11 protein-coding genes, 3 pseudogenes and 1 riboswitch are annotated in these 16112 nt (G+C 68.0%); of the genes and pseudogenes, 13 read left to right on the forward strand and 1 reads right to left on the reverse strand.

All coding sequences use genetic code 11. From position 1 onward, the window contains the following. The first annotated feature begins 19 nt into the window (after positions 1-19). The 7 genes from eno to F0U60_RS22240 all read left to right on the forward strand — a co-directional run bounded on the left by eno (position 20) and on the right by F0U60_RS22240 (position 7071). Positions 20-1315 (forward strand): phosphopyruvate hydratase, encoded by a 1296-nt coding sequence (eno, locus tag F0U60_RS22210; protein WP_395823036.1) that lies wholly within the window; start codon positions 20-22, stop codon positions 1313-1315. A 27-nt stretch (positions 1316-1342) separates the two neighbouring features. After that, complete coding sequence (gene surE / locus F0U60_RS22215; protein ID WP_395823038.1) at positions 1343-2137, forward strand: 5'/3'-nucleotidase SurE; 795 nt, start codon at positions 1343-1345, stop codon at positions 2135-2137. A 2-nt stretch (positions 2138-2139) separates the two neighbouring features. Then, complete coding sequence (locus F0U60_RS22220; RefSeq protein ID WP_395823040.1) at positions 2140-3057, forward strand: peptidoglycan DD-metalloendopeptidase family protein; 918 nt, start codon at positions 2140-2142, stop codon at positions 3055-3057. Positions 3058-3166: 109 nt separating this feature from the next. Next, entirely contained in the window at positions 3167-4210 is a 1044-nt protein-coding gene (locus tag F0U60_RS22225) for a hypothetical protein (protein ID WP_395823042.1), read from the forward strand. An 18-nt stretch (positions 4211-4228) separates the two neighbouring features. Continuing rightward, entirely contained in the window at positions 4229-5365 is a 1137-nt protein-coding gene (locus tag F0U60_RS22230) for a tetratricopeptide repeat protein (protein ID WP_395823044.1), read from the forward strand. Between the two features lie 233 nt (positions 5366-5598). Further along, positions 5599-6546 carry a hypothetical protein gene (locus tag F0U60_RS22235; protein ID WP_395807399.1) on the forward strand — a complete coding sequence of 316 codons (948 nt, stop codon included), beginning with the start codon at positions 5599-5601 and terminating at the stop codon, positions 6544-6546. Positions 6547-6606: 60 nt separating this feature from the next. Then, on the forward strand, positions 6607-7071 hold the full coding sequence (locus F0U60_RS22240; RefSeq protein WP_395823046.1) for a hypothetical protein: 465 nt from the start codon (positions 6607-6609) through the stop codon (positions 7069-7071). Here the strand turns inward: F0U60_RS22240 and lexA are convergent. Then, positions 7068-7730, reverse strand: coding sequence for a transcriptional repressor LexA (gene lexA, locus F0U60_RS22245; protein WP_395823048.1), 663 nt, complete (start codon positions 7728-7730; stop codon positions 7068-7070). The two genes, F0U60_RS22240 and lexA, sit on opposite strands and share 4 nt — an antisense overlap. A gap of 252 nt (positions 7731-7982) precedes the next feature. Here lexA and F0U60_RS22250 point away from each other — a divergent pair. From F0U60_RS22250 to F0U60_RS22275, 6 genes and pseudogenes are all read left to right on the forward strand, one after another. Next, positions 7983-10256 (forward strand): annotated as a pseudogene (locus F0U60_RS22250) (response regulator); the annotation flags it as partial. 66 nt (positions 10257-10322) lie between these two features. After that, positions 10323-10673: pseudogene (locus F0U60_RS22255) on the forward strand (response regulator transcription factor); the annotation flags it as partial. Positions 10674-10727: 54 nt separating this feature from the next. Continuing rightward, a pseudogene (locus tag F0U60_RS22260) lies at positions 10728-11249 on the forward strand (diguanylate cyclase domain-containing protein); the annotation flags it as partial. Continuing rightward, positions 11246-13084 carry an ATP-binding protein gene (locus F0U60_RS22265; protein ID WP_395823050.1) on the forward strand — a complete coding sequence of 613 codons (1839 nt, stop codon included), beginning with the start codon at positions 11246-11248 and terminating at the stop codon, positions 13082-13084. The pseudogene F0U60_RS22260 and the gene F0U60_RS22265, both read left to right, overlap by 4 nt. Positions 13085-13120: 36 nt before the next feature. After that, positions 13121-14086, forward strand: a complete 966-nt coding sequence (locus F0U60_RS22270; protein WP_395823052.1) for a hypothetical protein — start codon at positions 13121-13123, stop codon at positions 14084-14086. A gap of 80 nt (positions 14087-14166) precedes the next feature. Further along, positions 14167-14247, forward strand: a riboswitch (cyclic di-GMP riboswitch). Positions 14248-14348: 101 nt separating this feature from the next. After that, a complete protein-coding gene (locus F0U60_RS22275) occupies positions 14349-16058 on the forward strand; it encodes a TolB family protein (protein ID WP_395823054.1) in 1710 nt (569 codons plus the stop codon). Positions 16059-16112 lie beyond the last annotated feature (54 nt).

Raw genomic sequence — 16112 nt, forward strand, 5'->3', positions numbered from 1 at the left:
TCCTCTAGAACCGCGCGCCATGACTGAGATCGCTCAAATCGTGGCGCGTGAAGTGCTCGACTCTCGCGGTAACCCCACTGTGGAGGCCGAGGTTTTCCTGGCGGGTGGGGCCAAGGGCCGTGCGGCGGTTCCGTCCGGAGCCTCCACCGGCGAGCACGAGGCGCTCGAGCTTCGTGACAATGACAAGAGCCGGTACCTGGGCAAGGGCGTGCGCAAGGCCGTCACCAACATCATGGAGACGATCGCCCCCGAGCTCGTGGGGATGGACGCGGCGGATCAGTACGCCGTGGACATGCAGATGATCGAGATGGACGGCACGCCCACCAAGAGCAAGCTGGGCGCCAACTCCATCCTCGCGGTGTCCATGGCCACGGCGCGCGCGGCGGCGGATGCCTTCGGCATTCCCTTCTACCGCTACGTGGGCGGTGCTCAGGCGCGCACCCTGCCGGTGCCGCTGATGAACATCCTCAACGGTGGCGCCCACGCGGACACCCGCGTGGACGTGCAGGAGTTCATGGTGGTGCCCGCGGGCGCGTCCTCGTTCTCCGAGGGGCTGCGCTGGGGCGCGGAGATCTTCCACGCGCTGAAGAAGATCCTCAAGGGCCGCAAGCTGGCCACCGGCGTGGGCGACGAGGGCGGCTATGCCCCGGACCTGCCGGCCAACGAGGAGGCCCTCAAGCTCATCATGGAGGCCATCTCCGCGGCGGGCTTCAAGGCGGGCGAGCAGATCTTCCTCGCGCTGGACGTGGCCGCCAGCGAGTTCTTCGACAAGGGCTCGAAGAAGTACCGCCTCAAGGGCGAGGGCAAGGAGTTCGACGGGGCCGGCATGCTGGACTACTACCAGCAGCTCGTGTCGCGCTACCCCATCGTCTCCATCGAGGACGGCATGGCGGAGGATGACTGGGAGGGCTGGAAGGGCCTCACCGACGCGCTCGGGAACAAGATCCAGCTCGTGGGTGACGACCTCTTCGTCACCAACGTGGAGCGCCTGGGCCGCGGCATCCAGGGCGGCGTGGCCAACTCCATCCTGGTGAAGGTGAACCAGATCGGCAGCCTCACGGAGACCTTCGAGGCGGTGCGCATGGCCCACAAGGCCGGCTACACCTCGGTGATGAGCCACCGCTCGGGCGAGACCGAGGACACCACCATCGCGGACCTGGCCGTGGCGCTCGACTGTGGGCAGATCAAGACGGGCTCGGCGTCGCGCTCGGACCGCATCGCCAAGTACAACCAGCTGCTGCGCATCGAGCAGGAGCTGGGCGCTGGCGCTCGCTACGGCGGTATGAAGGCCCTCAAGGGTCTGAAGGCGAAGTAGGACAACGAAAGAGAGGGAGAAAGAGCCGTGGCCGACAAGAAACCCCGCATCCTGGTCTCCAACGACGACGGCTATTTCTCCGAGGGCCTGCGCGCCCTGGTGGACGCGGTGAGCCCGCTGGGGGAGGTGTGGGTGGTGGCGCCGGACCGCGAGCAGAGCGCGGCCTCACACGCCATTTCCCTGCACCGCCCCCTGCGCATCACCGAGGTGCGTGAGCGCTGGTTCGCCGTGGACGGAACACCCGCGGACAGCGCTTATCTGGCGCTCAACCATCTCTTGAAGGATGATCGCCCGCAGCTCATGGTGTCCGGCATCAATCACGGGGCCAATCTGGCCGATGACGTCAACTACTCGGGCACGGTGGCCGCCGCCCGCGAGTCGGCGTTGCTGGGCATTCCGTCGATCGCCTTCAGCCTGGTGTCCCGTGCACCGTTCGACTTCCAGTACGCGGCGCGCTTCGCCCGTTCGCTGGTGGCGGCGGCGCTCGCCCAGCCCAAGCTCCCTTCGCGGATGTTGCTCAGCGTCAACGTCCCGCGTGGTGAGCCCACGGGCTATGCCATCACCCGGCTGGGCCGGCACTCGTACGGCTACAACGTGGTGGAGAAGGAGGATCCGCGCGGTCGCAAGTACTACTGGATCGGCGGCAACGAATACGAGCACGAGGACATCCCCGGCAGCGACTGCAACGTCGTGCACCTGGAGCGTCGCATCTCCGTGACGCCGCTCAACTTCGAGCTCACCGATACCCAGGCCATGACGGCGCTGAAGGATTGGAAGCTCGAGGGCTTCCCACGCGTCGACGTGGGCAGGGGAGGCGACTGAGGTTGGCGGTGGCGGGAGCCATCCAGGCGCGGCCAGCGTTGTTCATGCTGCTCGCGCTTCTCGGTGCCACCGGCTGCGCGGTGGGGCCGACGTCCGCGGCTACCCGTCCCTCTTCGGCTTCCGTCGTCTCCGAGCCGCCGCCCCCCGTCATCCTCGGGGAGTTGCGCGAGCCCCACCCAGAGTTTGAGCTCGTCTCTGTCCGGCACACGGTGGCGCCCGGCGAGACGGTGTACCGCATCTCCCGGAACTACGGCATCACCGTGCAGGAGCTGTCCGAGGCCAACGGCATTGATGACCCGCGCACCCTGGTTGTCGGCCAGGAGCTGATCATCCCCGGCTTCGAGAGGCGGGTGCCGGTGGCCACCGAATCTTCTCCCACGCCGGTGGCAGAGAAGCCGCGACCGACGCCGGACGTGAAATCTCCCCCGTCCAGGACTTCGGCCCCGGCCAGGGCTCCGGTCATCGTCTCGGCACCTTCGCGCCAGACGCCCCGGCCCGCTTCCCAGCGAGCGCCTTCACGGCCCGAGCCGGAGACGAAGGGGATGTTGGATTGGCCTCTGCGGGGGGTGCTGTACGCCCGGTTCGGAAAGAAGGGGCGCGAGCCTCACGACGGCATCGACCTCGCCGTGCCGGTGGGCACTCCGGTGAAGACCGCCCAGGAAGGGGAGGTGCTGTACGCGGGCGAGCAGCGCGGCTACGGCCTCATCGTCATCGTCCGGCACTCGGATCGGCTCATCACGCTCTACGCGCACAACCGCGACTTGCGTGTGCGCACCGGCCAGAAGGTGCGGCGCGGGCAGGTCGTCGCCACTGTGGGCGAGTCCGGCAAGACGAGTGGCCCGCAGCTCCACTTCGAGGTGCGTGTCGACGGTAAGCCGGTGGATCCCCTCGACTATCTGGGTCCGCTGCCCTCCTCGTGAGCCCCTGGCGAGCCTTGGGGCCCGGTGGCAGGCCGAGCGAGCAGGTGTGCTGTTTGTGGCCTCGCTCCCCGCTCCACGGTTGGCTGTCTGGTACTAGAGTGTGGGCCCCGTGAGCCGCCTCTCGCCGCTACTCCTCGCCCTTCTGCTAGCCCCGGCTGCCCGGGCGCAGTCGTCCGCTGCGAGACCGGAGACCGCGGCTTCCTCGGAGGTGGCTCCCTCTGAGGTGCTCGTCGTCGCCTTGCTTCCCCTGGAGTCCAACGCGGATGCCCGGGATCAGGCGCCGGGCGTGACGGCGCTCATCGTGAGCCGGCTCGCTGAGTCTCCTCGACTCGCCGTGTCCACCACGTCGGATCAGACGGCCGTGCGCGTTGCCGGAGACTGCACGGAGGACCCCTGTGATGAAGCCACTCCGGGCACCCCAGGCGCCGCAAGGGCGCGCTACGTCATCACCGGTCGGCTCGATGGCTTCGGCTCACGCTACGTGCTCACGACCAGCGTCGTGGACGCGGAGAGCGGACGTGCCCTGCGTCGGCCTCGCATCGAGGTGTCCGCCAAGGAGGCTCTGCCTCGTGCCGCCGTGTCGGTCGCGGATCAGCTCCTTGCTGCGCTCGTTCCGGATGCCGAGGGGCGTGTGACGGAGGAAGCCCCGGCCACCGCGACGAAGGCTCCCAGCTCGGGCTCGTTCCTCGTCGGTCTGCGGTTCAGCAACAGCGCCATCACCAGCCTTTCCACGTTCAACCCCGGCGGCGACGTGGAGCTGGGCTTCCAGTTCCATCCCGAGTGGGTCGTCTTCGGACAGGTGGGTTTCTCCTACGTCACCTCCACGGAGGAGGGCCGCAAGGGCGGTCTCAGCGTCCTGCCCAGCGTGTTCGGCCTGCGCCACTACCACAACGTCGAGCGTCCCTTCCGCCCGTACTGGGGGCTGGGGCTCGGGGTGCAGCTGTCCTTCGGTGAGTTCGGCATCTTCCGCCAGACAGGCCCGCTTCCCACCGTCATCGGCTTCGTCGGCTTCGAGTACCTCATCATCGGCCACCTCGGACTTCAGCTCGAGGCCTCCACCAACATCGCCCAGGCCATGCTCGGTCTCACCGATGGGGGCCTCGGCAGTGGTCTCAACCTCGACCTCAACGCCGGCATCGCCTGGCACTTCTGAGCCCGGAGCTTCCCGCACATGCACTCGCGCTGGCGTGTCCTGCCCCTGCTTGCCCTCCTCGCCGCTGGTTGCGAGGAGCGCCCCTCTCCGCCCAGCCCCAAGGAGCAGGCCGAGGGCTACTACATCAAGGGCACCTCCGATTACCTCCAGGGCAAGTTCGAGGAGGCTCTGAGCTCCTTCAACACCATGAAGGAGCTCTCTCCGGATGACCCCCGCCTGCCCGCGGCCATCGGAGAGGTCTACCTGTCCATGGGTCGCCTCAATGAGGCCGCTGCTCAGTTCGAGCTCGCCCTCAAGCGCGATTCCAAGCGCTCCACCAACTGGAGCCGGCTCGGCTTCATCCAGGCCCAGCTCGGCAAGCTCGAGGAGGCCCGAAGCTCTCTCAGCAAGGCGCTCTCCATCCACCCCAAGGACTTCAACGCCCTCGAGCAGCTCGCGGAGATTCACGTGAAGCGCGGCGAGCTGGACGCCGCGGTGAAGCACTTCGTCCTCGCCGCCGAGGCCAGTCCCGATGCCAGCAAGAGCCCCCTCGTGCTGCGCGCCGTCGAGGTGCTCACGGGAGAGGGGCGCCGCGCCGAGGCCCTCCTGCTCCTCAGTGATTGGGTGGGGAAGGGCGTGCGGACCCCTGAGCTGCTCACCGCGCTCGGCGACGAGCAGGTGCGTGACGGCCAGCTCCTTCAAGCCGCCGCGTCCTACCGTGAAGCCGCCAGCAACTCCCCCAAGGATCCCACGCTGTGGGAGCTCGTCGGGGAGATTTATACGAAGCTGGACAAACCCGCGGATGCCCTCGCGGCGTACCGTGAGTCCCTCCGCGTGAAGGACCGGGCCGTTGTCCACGTGGCCATGGCGCGCCTCCACCTGGCGCGCAACGAGCGTCAGGCCGCCGAGGAGCAACTGGGGCTGGCGCTCGAGACCGTCTCCGGCTCTGACGTGCACGAGCTCACCGCGCTGGCCGAGCTGCTCTCCACGCTCGGGCGCAAGCCGGACGCCTTGCGCATCCTCACCAACCTCAGCGCCGAGCCGGACCACGCGAAGGACCTGGACCTGCAGCTGCGCACCGCGACCCTCGCCCGGGAACTCAAGGACGAGGCCACCGTGACCACCGTGTGCAACCGGATTGCCAGCAGCGGGGTGAAGCTCAAGAAGTGCCCTTGAGCCATATCCCCTCTCCCTTTGGGAGAGGGACAGGGTGAGGGTATCGGGTAAACCCGGGTTGAACCCCCTGTCCACACCGAGGGCCACGGGTTGAAGAGCGGGTTCGAATACCCTCACCCCCACCCTCTCCCAGAGGGCTGAAGAATGCACACGCAGAGGGAGAGAGGGAGCAAGGGGTGGGCAAGCAGGAAGGCGCATGACTTGAGCGGTAGGGTCCGATAGGGAGGCAGCCCATGGACGCTGCCGCATTGTATCTGACGTACGAGGTTCTCTATCCGGCCGGGAGTTTCGGTCCCCAGGACGAGGTGTGGCTGAGGGACAGGCTGCTGCACACCCTTCACCTGATGGAGGGGCAGCCTGGGGTCACCCTCAATCGATTGGGCACCAGCCGGGCGGAGCGAATGGGGGCCTACCGGATGGTGGAGAATGAAGACGTCAGCTTCCAGAGGCTGCTGGAGCCGGCGGCCCAGACAGTGGGCAAGGCGGTGGCACAAGGGCTGGCGGGAGAAGTGGCGCTGTGCGTGCACGACCGGACCGAGGTGGAACTCAGTCACCTGTCCATGAGCGGGGTAGGACAGGTGGGCAACCCCGTCTGTCAGGGCTTCTTCGTGCAGACGGCGTTGGTGGTGCAGACGGACGGCGCCGCCTTTGGAGTGCTGGGAGCGTGCACCTGGGAGCGCCCGGCCGCGCAAAGGGGCAAGGCCAAGAGCAGAAAGCAGCGGCCCTTCGAGCAGAAGGAGAGCGTCTTGTGGTGGCGGGCCCTGGTGGAGGCCGAAGAGCGCGTGGGAGAGCCAGGGCGGCTGCTGCACATCATCGACGCCGAAGGAGACATTTTCGAGTTGCTCTCCCGCGCGACCGGCGAGGGCTTTCAGCTGCTGGTGCGCGCCGGCCAGGACAGGCGAGTGGAGGGGGAAGGGGGGAAGCTGTGGGCCACCCTGGAAGGGTTACCCGTGGTGGGCAGCCGGCCGTTGCACGTGTCGGCCCAGCCAGCCCGGGCCGACAGGGTGGCGCGCACGGCACGCGACGCCACGCTGTCGCTGCGCTATGCCCCCTCACGCTGCTGCCCCCGGGCGCCAGGGTGGGCAGCCGGTGCGGGTGTGGGGCGTACTGGTGCGCGAAGAGGCGCCGCCACAGGGACAGAAAGCCGTGGAGTGGCTGCTGCTGAGCAACGCGCCCATTGAAAGTGAGGAGGCGGCCTGGGGCGCAGTGACGGCCTACCAGAAGAGGTGGGCATTGAGGAATTGCACAAGGCCCTGAAGACGGGCTGCCGACTGGAGGGGCGTCAGCACGAGGCACGCGAGCACCTGGAGAACCTGCTCGCCCTCACCCTGCTGACCTCCGTCAAGTTGCTGCGCCTGCGCACCCTGAGCCGTACCCTCCCGGATGAGCCCGCCGACGCAGTGCTGGCTCCGGCCGAGGTGCAAGTGCTCCAAGCCATGGCACCCCAACTCTCTCCACGCATGCCCTTGCAAGGGGCGCTGACGCTTCGTCAGGCCCTGCTGCTCATCGCCGCCCTGGGCGGTTACATGGCCAACCCGCAGAAGCGCCCTCCGGGCTGGCTCGTCCTCTGGCGCGGCTACGAACGGCTGCGCGACTACGTCGCGGGCTTCTCCCTTGCCCAGTTCCTTTCCGCCGCCCCCCGCCTGCCTAGCGTGTGCAATCCTCAGCCCAGAGGGAGAGGGAGTATTTTCCCTGAAGGGGCTTAGATCTTTCCGCCCGGCAGCTTGCGGTACACGCCCACCACCTGGCCCAGAATCATCGTCGAGCGGAACTCCGCCTTGCTCACGTAGATGGGCTGCATGGTAGCGTTCGCAGGCTGGAAGCGGATGCGCTCCCCCTCGGGGTAGTAGCGCTTCACCGTGGCCTCGTCCTCGATGAGCGCCACCACGATGTCCCCGGCCTGCGCCTGCGGCGTCTTGCGCACGAAGAGGTAGTCCCCGTCGAAGATGCCGTCCTCGATCATCGAGTTGCCCTTCACCCGAAGTGCGAAGACCTCGCGCCCCTGGCCGCCCAGCAGGAAGCTGTCGATCCGGACGGAGTCCTCCACGTTCTCCTGAGCGAGCAGGGGAGCGCCTGCTGCCACCTTGCCCAGCAGGGGAACCTCTACCATCCCGGATTCCTTCTTCACCCCCAGACCCAGCAGCAGCCGAGCCCGCTTGGTGGGTACCAGCGAGCGGCTCTGCTGCTCGCCCCGGTTGAGGTACCCCTTGCGCTCGAGTGCCTTGAGGTGATCGTTCACCCCGTTGGTCGAGCGGATATCCATCTCCTCGCCAATCTCCCGGATGGTCGGCGGGAAGCCTCGCGACTCCGTCTCCTTGACGATGAAGGCCAGGATCTCACGCTGGCGTTCGGTCAGCTCTTCCATGCCTCGCTCCCTCGCTCGGTGGGTAGGCCACCGGCGCAACAGGCTTTCAGTACCGTCATGCTCCCTGAACATACGTATAGAGTCAATTCGTTCAAGGCTGAGCACGTACAATCCGTGTGTGTTCTCTGGTGCCCAACAGGGTCTGGGGTCCCCCCCTCGTCTAGGCGTAGAATTCCAAACACCTTGTCCGAGCTTCGAAACACCCTCCTATTGGTCGATGACGAGCCCGACGTCATCGATCTGCTCGTACGCATGTTCCAGAAGCGCTACCACGTGCTGTCGGCCAACTCCGGCCGAGAGGCACTGGGGCTTCTGAGGCAGCACCGAGTGGACGTGCTGATCACCGACCAGCGCATGCCGGAGATGACGGGCATCGAGTTGGTGGCGGCCGCGCGTGCCGAGGGCATCGACGTCACCGCGCTGCTCCTCACCGGCTACACGGATCCCGAGGACATCATCGCGGCCATCAACCGGGGCCAGGTGTACCGCTACATCACCAAGCCCTGGGACTTGAACGACCTCCTCATCACCGTGAAGAACGCGGTGGAGTACACCCAGCTGCGGCGGGACAAGGAGCAACTGCTGCGCAAACTCCACCAGCGGGTGGAGGCGCTCGGTGTCCTCTATGAGGTGAGCCGCGCCAGCGCGGGTGAGCCGCTCGGCTACGACGCCATCATCGACCGAGTGCTGACCGCGGTGTCGCGCGTGTTGCCCTATGACTGCGGCGCGGCCCTGATCGCGCTCGGCTGGGACCGCACCGCCACCCTGCGCCTGCGCTGCCAGGGAACTGTTGTCGGGGAGCAGTCGTTGCTGGGTGTGAAGGAGTCCATGCTGGCCGCCTGGGGACTGCGCTCGGGGCTGGTGCTGCCCGAGGATCGCGTCATCACCCACGTTGCTGGCACGACCTCCCAGGACGATGCCGCTCCGGCCACCTGGGCCAGCCAGCTCACCGTGGCCCTCACCGCCGGAGGCCGTCCGGTGGGGCTGCTGTCGCTCTTCTCGCAGCGTCCCAACGTCTACTCCGAGGAGGATGGCGCGCTGCTCGACACGCTCGCCAACCAGACGGCGGACGCCATCCAGTCCCTGCGCGCTTCCGAGGAGGCCTCGCGCCAGCGCATCGACCGCATGGTCGAGTCCATGGCCGATGGGGTCATCCTCACCGACGAGAAGAATGAGATCGTCGTGCTCAACCCCGCCGCGCGCCGCATGCTGATGTTGGGCGACGGCCCCACCTCCCCGGATGCCAGCAAGCGGCTGCGGGAGAAGCTCGGGTTTGATCCCTTCGAGCTGGTGCGTGGCTGGGAGTACGGCGGCGCCCAGGTGCTGCGCGAGGAGCTCAAGCTCGACGAGCGCACCATCCACACCACCGTCACTCCGGTGAATGACGCGCGCGGGGTGCTGCGCGGCGTGTGCGTGGTGCTGCGCGACGTCACCGAGCAGAAGCAGCTCGAGGAGCGCAAGGACGAGTTCGTCCACATGGTGAGCCACGAGCTGCGCACGCCGCTCACCTCCATCTCCGGCTCGCTGGACCTGGTGCTCAACTTCCTCTCCAGCGACATGAACGAGAAGCAGCGCCGGTACCTGATGCTGGCGCGCGACTCGACGGAGAAGCTCAACGCCATCGTGGATGACCTGCTGGACCTGGCCAAGTTCGCCAAGGGCCGGCTGCGGATGAACTTCGAGTGGGCTTACGTGGACGAGCAGGTGCGCCGCGCGGTGGAGAAGTACGGCCCCGCCTTCATGGATCGGCGCGTCAAGGTGTCCGCCGGGCTGCCCCAGCACGGCCTGCGGGCGCTGGCGGACCCCAACCGCCTCACCCAGGTGCTCAACAACCTGCTCACCAATGCCGCCAAGTTCACTCCCGAGGGCGGCGAGGTCCGGCTGGAGCTCAAGGCCACCTCGGCGGTGCCCGGTTTCGTGGCGCTCACGTGCTGGAACAGCGGCGAGCCCATCGCCGAGGAGAACCTGGAGCGCATCTTCGACCGCTTCGAGCAGGCCCGTACCAAGGCCAATCGCACCGTGCGCGGCACCGGGCTGGGGCTGGCCATCTGCCGCAACATCGTGGAGGCCCACGCCGGCCACATCTGGTGCGAGCCCTGTCACGATGGCGTGCGCTTCGTGGTGGTGCTCCCCGTGGAGCCTCCCGCCGAGTACCTGAAGCCGGACGGTCTCGACTTCACGCAGAAGCGCAGCCCCGAGCGACGCGGCTCGCTGGTGCTCGTCGAGGCCGAGCCGGACATCGGCTACATCACCAAGGCCCTGCTGCGTGCGCGCGGCTACGAGGTGCGTCTGGCCACCAGCGCCGAGGAGGGTCTCACCCAGGCGCGCGCCCACAACCCGAACGCGCTGCTGGTGGACGCCCGGCTGCCTGTGATCGACGGCCTGCGCCTGGCGGAGATCCTCCGGCATGATCCGGAGACGCGTCAGCTACCGCTGCTGGTCTTCTCCGCCTTTGACGAGCGCCAGCGTGCCTTCCGGGCTGGGGCGGATGCCTTCCTGTCCATGCCGCTGCAGTCCGACAGGTTGCTCGCCACCGTGGACTCACTGGTGCGCGGGCACGCCGGTCAGCACCATGGGCGCGTGCTGGTGGTGGACGACGACGAGAAGGTGGCCGCTATCTGCCGCGAGGTGCTGGTGAGCCTCGGCTACGAGGTCGAGGTGGCCTCCTCCCTGGAGGAGGCGCACCGGGCCCTGCGCGAGCGCCGCCCGGATGTGCTGCTGCTGGACGTGCAGCTGCCCGATGGGGATGGCTACCACTTCCTCGAGGAGCTCAAGGCCGAGCGCGCCAGCGGCTACATCTCCGTCATCTTCATCTCCGCCCTCGCGGAGACGAGCGCCAAGGTGCGCGCCCTCAAGCTCGGCGCCGACGACTACCTCACCAAGCCCTTCGACGCCTTGGAGATGGGGGCTCGCGTGGAGACGGTGCTGCGCCGCAAGGAGCAGGAGCTGGGCGCCTCGCCCACCACGCAACTGCCCGGCTCGGGCGCCATCGAGCGCGAGGTGCATCGCCGGCTCGCCGATCGCAAGCCCTTCGCCTTCTGCTACCTCGACCTGGACAACCTCAAGGCCTACAACGACTACTACGGCTTCGCGAAGGCCGATGGCGTCATCCGCCAGACGGGAGATCTGCTGCGCGAGGTGTTCGGCCAGGAGGGCCTGCCCGGGGACTTCCTCGGACACGTGGCGGGAGATGACTTCGTCTTCGTCACCGCCCCCGAGAGCGTGGATCGCATCTGTCAGCGCGCCATCGAGGCCTTCGATCGCATCATCCCGCTCTACTACGACAAGCAGGACCGGGAGCGCGGCCACATCGAGACGGACGATCGCTACGGGGAGAAGCGCAAGTTCCCCATCATGAGCGTGTCCGTGGTGGCCGTGCTGAGCGATGGGGTGTCCAACGACCATGCCGAGCTGGCTCGGCGGGCCGCGGACATGAAGAAGCGCGCCAAGGCCATTCAGGGCTCCGTCTACCTGCGCAGTGACAAGGAGCTCGCGGTTATTCGGACGGCCACTGGATGAGGCTCTACCAGCAGCTCATCCTCTTCATGCTCGCCGCGACAGTCCTGCCCCTGGCGGCGGTGGGCTTCATGCTGCTGTCACGCGCCGAGGCGGAGCTGACCGAGCGCATCGTCTCCGAGCAGCGGGTCCTCGCGGAGGCCACCGCCGAGAGCGTGTCCGTGGAGCTCATGAAGACAGTGGACGCGCTCGCGCGCTCGGCGGAGCTCTTCAACTGGGAGAGCATCACCCCCGAGGAGTTCCAGGGTGGTCTGCAGCTGCTCTACGGTCAGTCTCCCGCCGTCAGCGCGGTGCTGCACCTCGACGCGCAGGGCAACCCGCGCGGCACGCCCGTCTTCCAGCAGTTCGGTGAGGGCGAGCACCCAGGGTTTGATCCCTCCGCCACGCTGGCGCTCGCCCAGGCCGTGCCGGTGCAGTCGCTGCGCCGAGGGAACAAGGGGCAGGCCGCCCTCGGTCGTGTCTACGCGCATGCCCCCAGTGGACGTGCGGCGGTGGCGGTGGCGGTCAAGCTGGCAGATGGCGAGGACTCGCCCTTTGCGCTCGCCGAGGTCGTCTTCTCTGACCTGGAGGCACTGTTGGCACGGCGCGCTGGGGGCAAGCCGGGACAGCTCGAGCTGGTGGACTCCTCGGCTGGGCGCATCCTGGCCAGCTCCCTGCCCGAGCGCCGCTTGCAGTCGTTAGAGGCTCCATTGGCCGCCCGGCTCGTCTCGGACGACGCGCAGGTGCGCAGCTTCCGGTTGGACGCTCCCGCCATGCGGGTGAGCGCCGCGCGAGTGCCCAAGGTGCCCGGCTTCGAGGTGGTGGTGGCCGTGGACGAGGGCGTCGCGCTGGCCCCGGTACGCGCCATGCGCCGCACGGTGCTGGTGTCCATTGGGGGCGCCTTCGCCGTGCTGCTCGGTCTGGGGGCGCTCTATACCCGCCGGCTCAACCGCCGCCTGTCCGAGGTGGTGGCGGGGGCCGAGGCCTTCAGCCGTGGCGAGCTGGAGCGGCGTGTCACGGTGCAGGGCGATGACGAGCTCAGCGACCTGGCCGCCACCTTCAACCGCATGGGCTCCGAGCTGGAGTCCGCCCGTGCCCGGATGCTGCGCTGGAACGACGAGCTCAAGGCCCGGGTGGACGAGGCCACCGCCGAGCTCAAGGCCGCCCAGGCCCAGCTGCTCGAGGCTCATAAGCTCGCGGCCGTGGGTCAGCTCGGCGCCGGCGTGGCCCATGAGATCAACAACCCCCTGGCCGGCATCCTGGGCAACACCCAGCTCCTGATGCTCGATCGTGACGAGAAGGATCCCGACTTCGACACGTTGCGGAAGATCGAGCTGAGCGCCAAGCGCTGCAAGGAGATCACCCAGAACCTGCTGCGCTTCTCCCAGCAGCGCGCGAAACCCGAGCTGCGCTCGGTGGACCTCAACGCCGTCATCCGAGACGCGCTCACGCTCACGGAGAATCAGATGACGGGGGAGGGGATCGTCCTCTCCACCGAGCTGGTGTGCCCGCCCGTGCGGGTGAAGGCGGACCCGGGGCACCTGTCCCAGGTGGTGCTGGCCCTGCTGTCCAACGCACGCACCGCGATGCTGAAGACGCCGACGAAGCGACTCACCCTGCGCACCGGCGAGCGGGACGGGCGCGGCTTCCTCGAGGTGGAGGACACGGGCAAGGGCATCGCTCCCGAACACCGCTCGCGCATCTTCGAGCCTTTTTTCACCACCAAGGATGTCTGGTCCAACGTGGGCCTGGGCCTGTCGGTCGCCTGGCGGGTGGTCAGTGAGGCGGGCGGCAGCATCGAGCTGCGCACGGAAGTGGGGCAGGGCACCTGTTTCACCGTGTGGTTACCAAAGGCGTAAGGGCGAAGGCCCGGCTTGAGGTAGCTTCAGGGCGCCATGGACGCTCCTCGCTCCCGTCGGCGCAGTGCGCCCTTCCTGATCGGCCTCGTCGCCATCCTGGCGGCGTTGCCGTTGGGCTATTTCCTCTTCCTGCATCAGCCTCCCGCCCCTCCGCCTCCGCAGCAGCCCCAGGTGGTGGAGGCCCCGGCCCCCACGCTTCCTCCGGTCAAACGTCCGGTGGGCCTGACGCTCGAGAAGATCAGCGGCACGGTGCAGGTGCGCCGCGGCGGGGAGTGGCGTGACGCCAGCGTCGGCGAGGCGCTGCGCCCTTCAGACGCGGTGCGCACCCTGGATGGCGCCTACGCAGTGCTCATTGGGGGCGAGGCCGTGGAGGTGCGCATGGACGCCGGCACCGAGGTGTCCGTGGAGGACCTCACCGACTCGCTCTCCCGCCTCTTGCTCGGCAACGGTATGACGACGGTCCGCGTCAACCCCGAGGCCGGACAGGCCATCGAGGTGATGGCCGCGGGCAGCGACGCCGTGGCCCGCACCGAGGGCGGTACCTTCACCTTGAGCAACAACGGCGCGGGCACCGTCGCCCTGGCCACCCTCGCGGGCGAGGCCTCCTTCAGCGGCGCGCGCAAGGTCGTCATCGTCCGAGCCGGTCAGCAGTCCATTGTCCGCCCGGGTCGCGGGCCCTCGGATCCCACCCCCATCCCCACCAGCCTCCTCCTGAAGGTGAACTGGCCCGCACGTCCCCGGCGTCAGGTCGTCGTCTCCGGACAGAGCGACCCCGGTGCCCGGGTGGTGGTGGATGGTCGAATCGTCCCCACTGACGAAAAAGGTCACTTCTCCCAAGTCGTTTCTCTCAAAGAAGGCACGAATGCCGTCCAGGTCCAGGCCTCGTCCGTCGGGGGGCTCCGTCAGGAGGAGAAGCGCGACCTGACCGTGGACACCACGCCGCCCAAGCAGGTCACGGTTGACCCAGGGATATGGGATGACCCACCTCCGAAGAGCCCGTGAAGGCAGGCTGACAGACGAGCGCCTTGACGCTTGTTTGCGGGGCCTGGTACTTGCACGCCGCTTTTGACCTGAGAATCACCCTTGTTCAAGGGCAATCCCGAGCGAAAGCCCGGGTGCGCAAAGCCGTGGGGCCTGAAGGACGGCCGGCCGTGGCTGCCGTGGGAACTGGCGCGGGTTGGCGCTTGGGGGGCTGAGCCCGGGATTGCCCTTGGTCACAGGGGTTTAGGTCCGTCGCCCGAAGTGCAACCGGAGGTCAGCCACGATGCTGCGGACGCTCACCACCCTCGCATGTCTGGTGCCGGCGCTGGCCTTGGGCCAGAGCGCGGGGGCGCCCCTGCGGGGCTCGTCCCTGGTTGTCAACGAAGGGCCGGGAGACCAGACGGATCCCCACGTGAGCGGGGCGCTGGTGGCCTACACCAACCAGCTGAACCTCAGCAGCAGCGAAATTCGCTACCACAACCTGGCCTCGGGCGTGGATCAGGCCATCCCCACCCAAGGGGGATATGACGCCATCTCCGACATCAGCGGCGACGTGGTGGTCTTCACCCGCGCCACGACCTCCAGCCGTGTCTTCCGGTTCAATGTGAGCAAGGGCGGCGTTGCGGAGGAGCTCGCTCCTCGCACCGGCGCGGATCGGCGTGCCGCCGCAGTGGGCGGCCAGACGGTGGTGTGGCAGGAGCTGGGCTACACCGCCGAGGCCGAGCCGCCGGAGATCTTCGCCTACCGCATGGACACGCACGCGCTCACCCGGCTGTCCGAGGACACGAGCGAGGATCTGGCTCCCGCTGTCAGCGCGGATGGTCAGGCGGTGGTGTGGATGAAGTGCGCCACCACCATTGATGGGTGCGACATCTGGGCGGCCCACGCGGTGGACGGGGGCTACCAGGTCTCCCAGCTCACCGGGGCAGAGGGCGAGGAGTCCCTGCCGGATACCAACGGTGAGGTCGTGGTGTACGTGACGCGCAGCACCGTCAATGGTGCGTTGGAGACGGACATCGCCTGGCAGCCGGTGGCGGGCGGCGAGGTCCATCGGCTCTCGCTCCCAGGCACGGACACCAACCCCAATATCAGTGGCCCCCTCATCGCCTTCGAGCGGTGGGCGGTGTCCGAAGGGACACCCAACTTCGATCTCATGCTGTACGACCTGCGCACGCAGACGTACTACCGGCTTACCGAGACGCCGGGCAGCGAGTCGCTCAGCGACATCAGCGTGGATTCGGACGGCATGGCGCGGGTGGTGTGGACGGAGCGGCAGGATGGCCATCTCAACGTGTACGCCTACATGTTCCGCCTGCCGAGCGGTTGCGACGTGTCGCCCTCCTCGAAGGATCCCGCCGCCGTGTGCGCCTCGCCCGGTGTGCGGCCGCTGCTGGGAACCCTGCTGGTGAACAACGCCAGCGGCGAGTCGGCGGTGGTCTCCACCGAAGTCGAGGCGACGGGCACGGGCGTGCTGTGCGTGGACAACGGCTTCGAGGGGATGCGTGCCAGTCAGGGGTGGGTGTGGCTCGGCAAGGGCCTGCAGGTGGCGCCCGCCGAGCTCGGACAGGACGTGGCGAGCATGGCACGCGCGGTGCCGCTCCAGGGCCGGCGGCAGCTGTCTGCTCGGTTGGATGACGCGCCCGGCAGCGCCTTCCGGGTGCGCCTCTATGGGCCGCTGTCGTGCGCTGACAGCCCGCGGGATGATTCGTTCGAGGGTGCGGAAATCCACTACGGCGAGTTCGTGCCCGCCGAGTCCCTGGGCACGGGTTCCGACAAGGGGAGCTTCCAGCACTACTTCGTGCCGAGCGGGTACGAGGGGAAGCTCGCCTCGGGCCCTGGTCTGGCCGAGGACGAGGAGGTGTCACAGCAGCACCTTCCGGGCTGCAGCGCGGGAGGCGGCTCGGCGTCTTTCTTGGGGGTGTGGATGCTCGCCGCGGTGCTGCTCCGTGGCAGGACCGCTCGGGCGCGAAGCCGTGTCGAATCGGGGATATAGGATTTCGGACGCAGTATGGACGCTGATAAATTACCAACGCTCTGAACCGCCTCC

It is taken from the genome of Archangium minus (assembly GCF_044360475.1).
Taxonomy (GTDB): Bacteria; Myxococcota; Myxococcia; order Myxococcales; family Myxococcaceae; genus Archangium; species Archangium minus.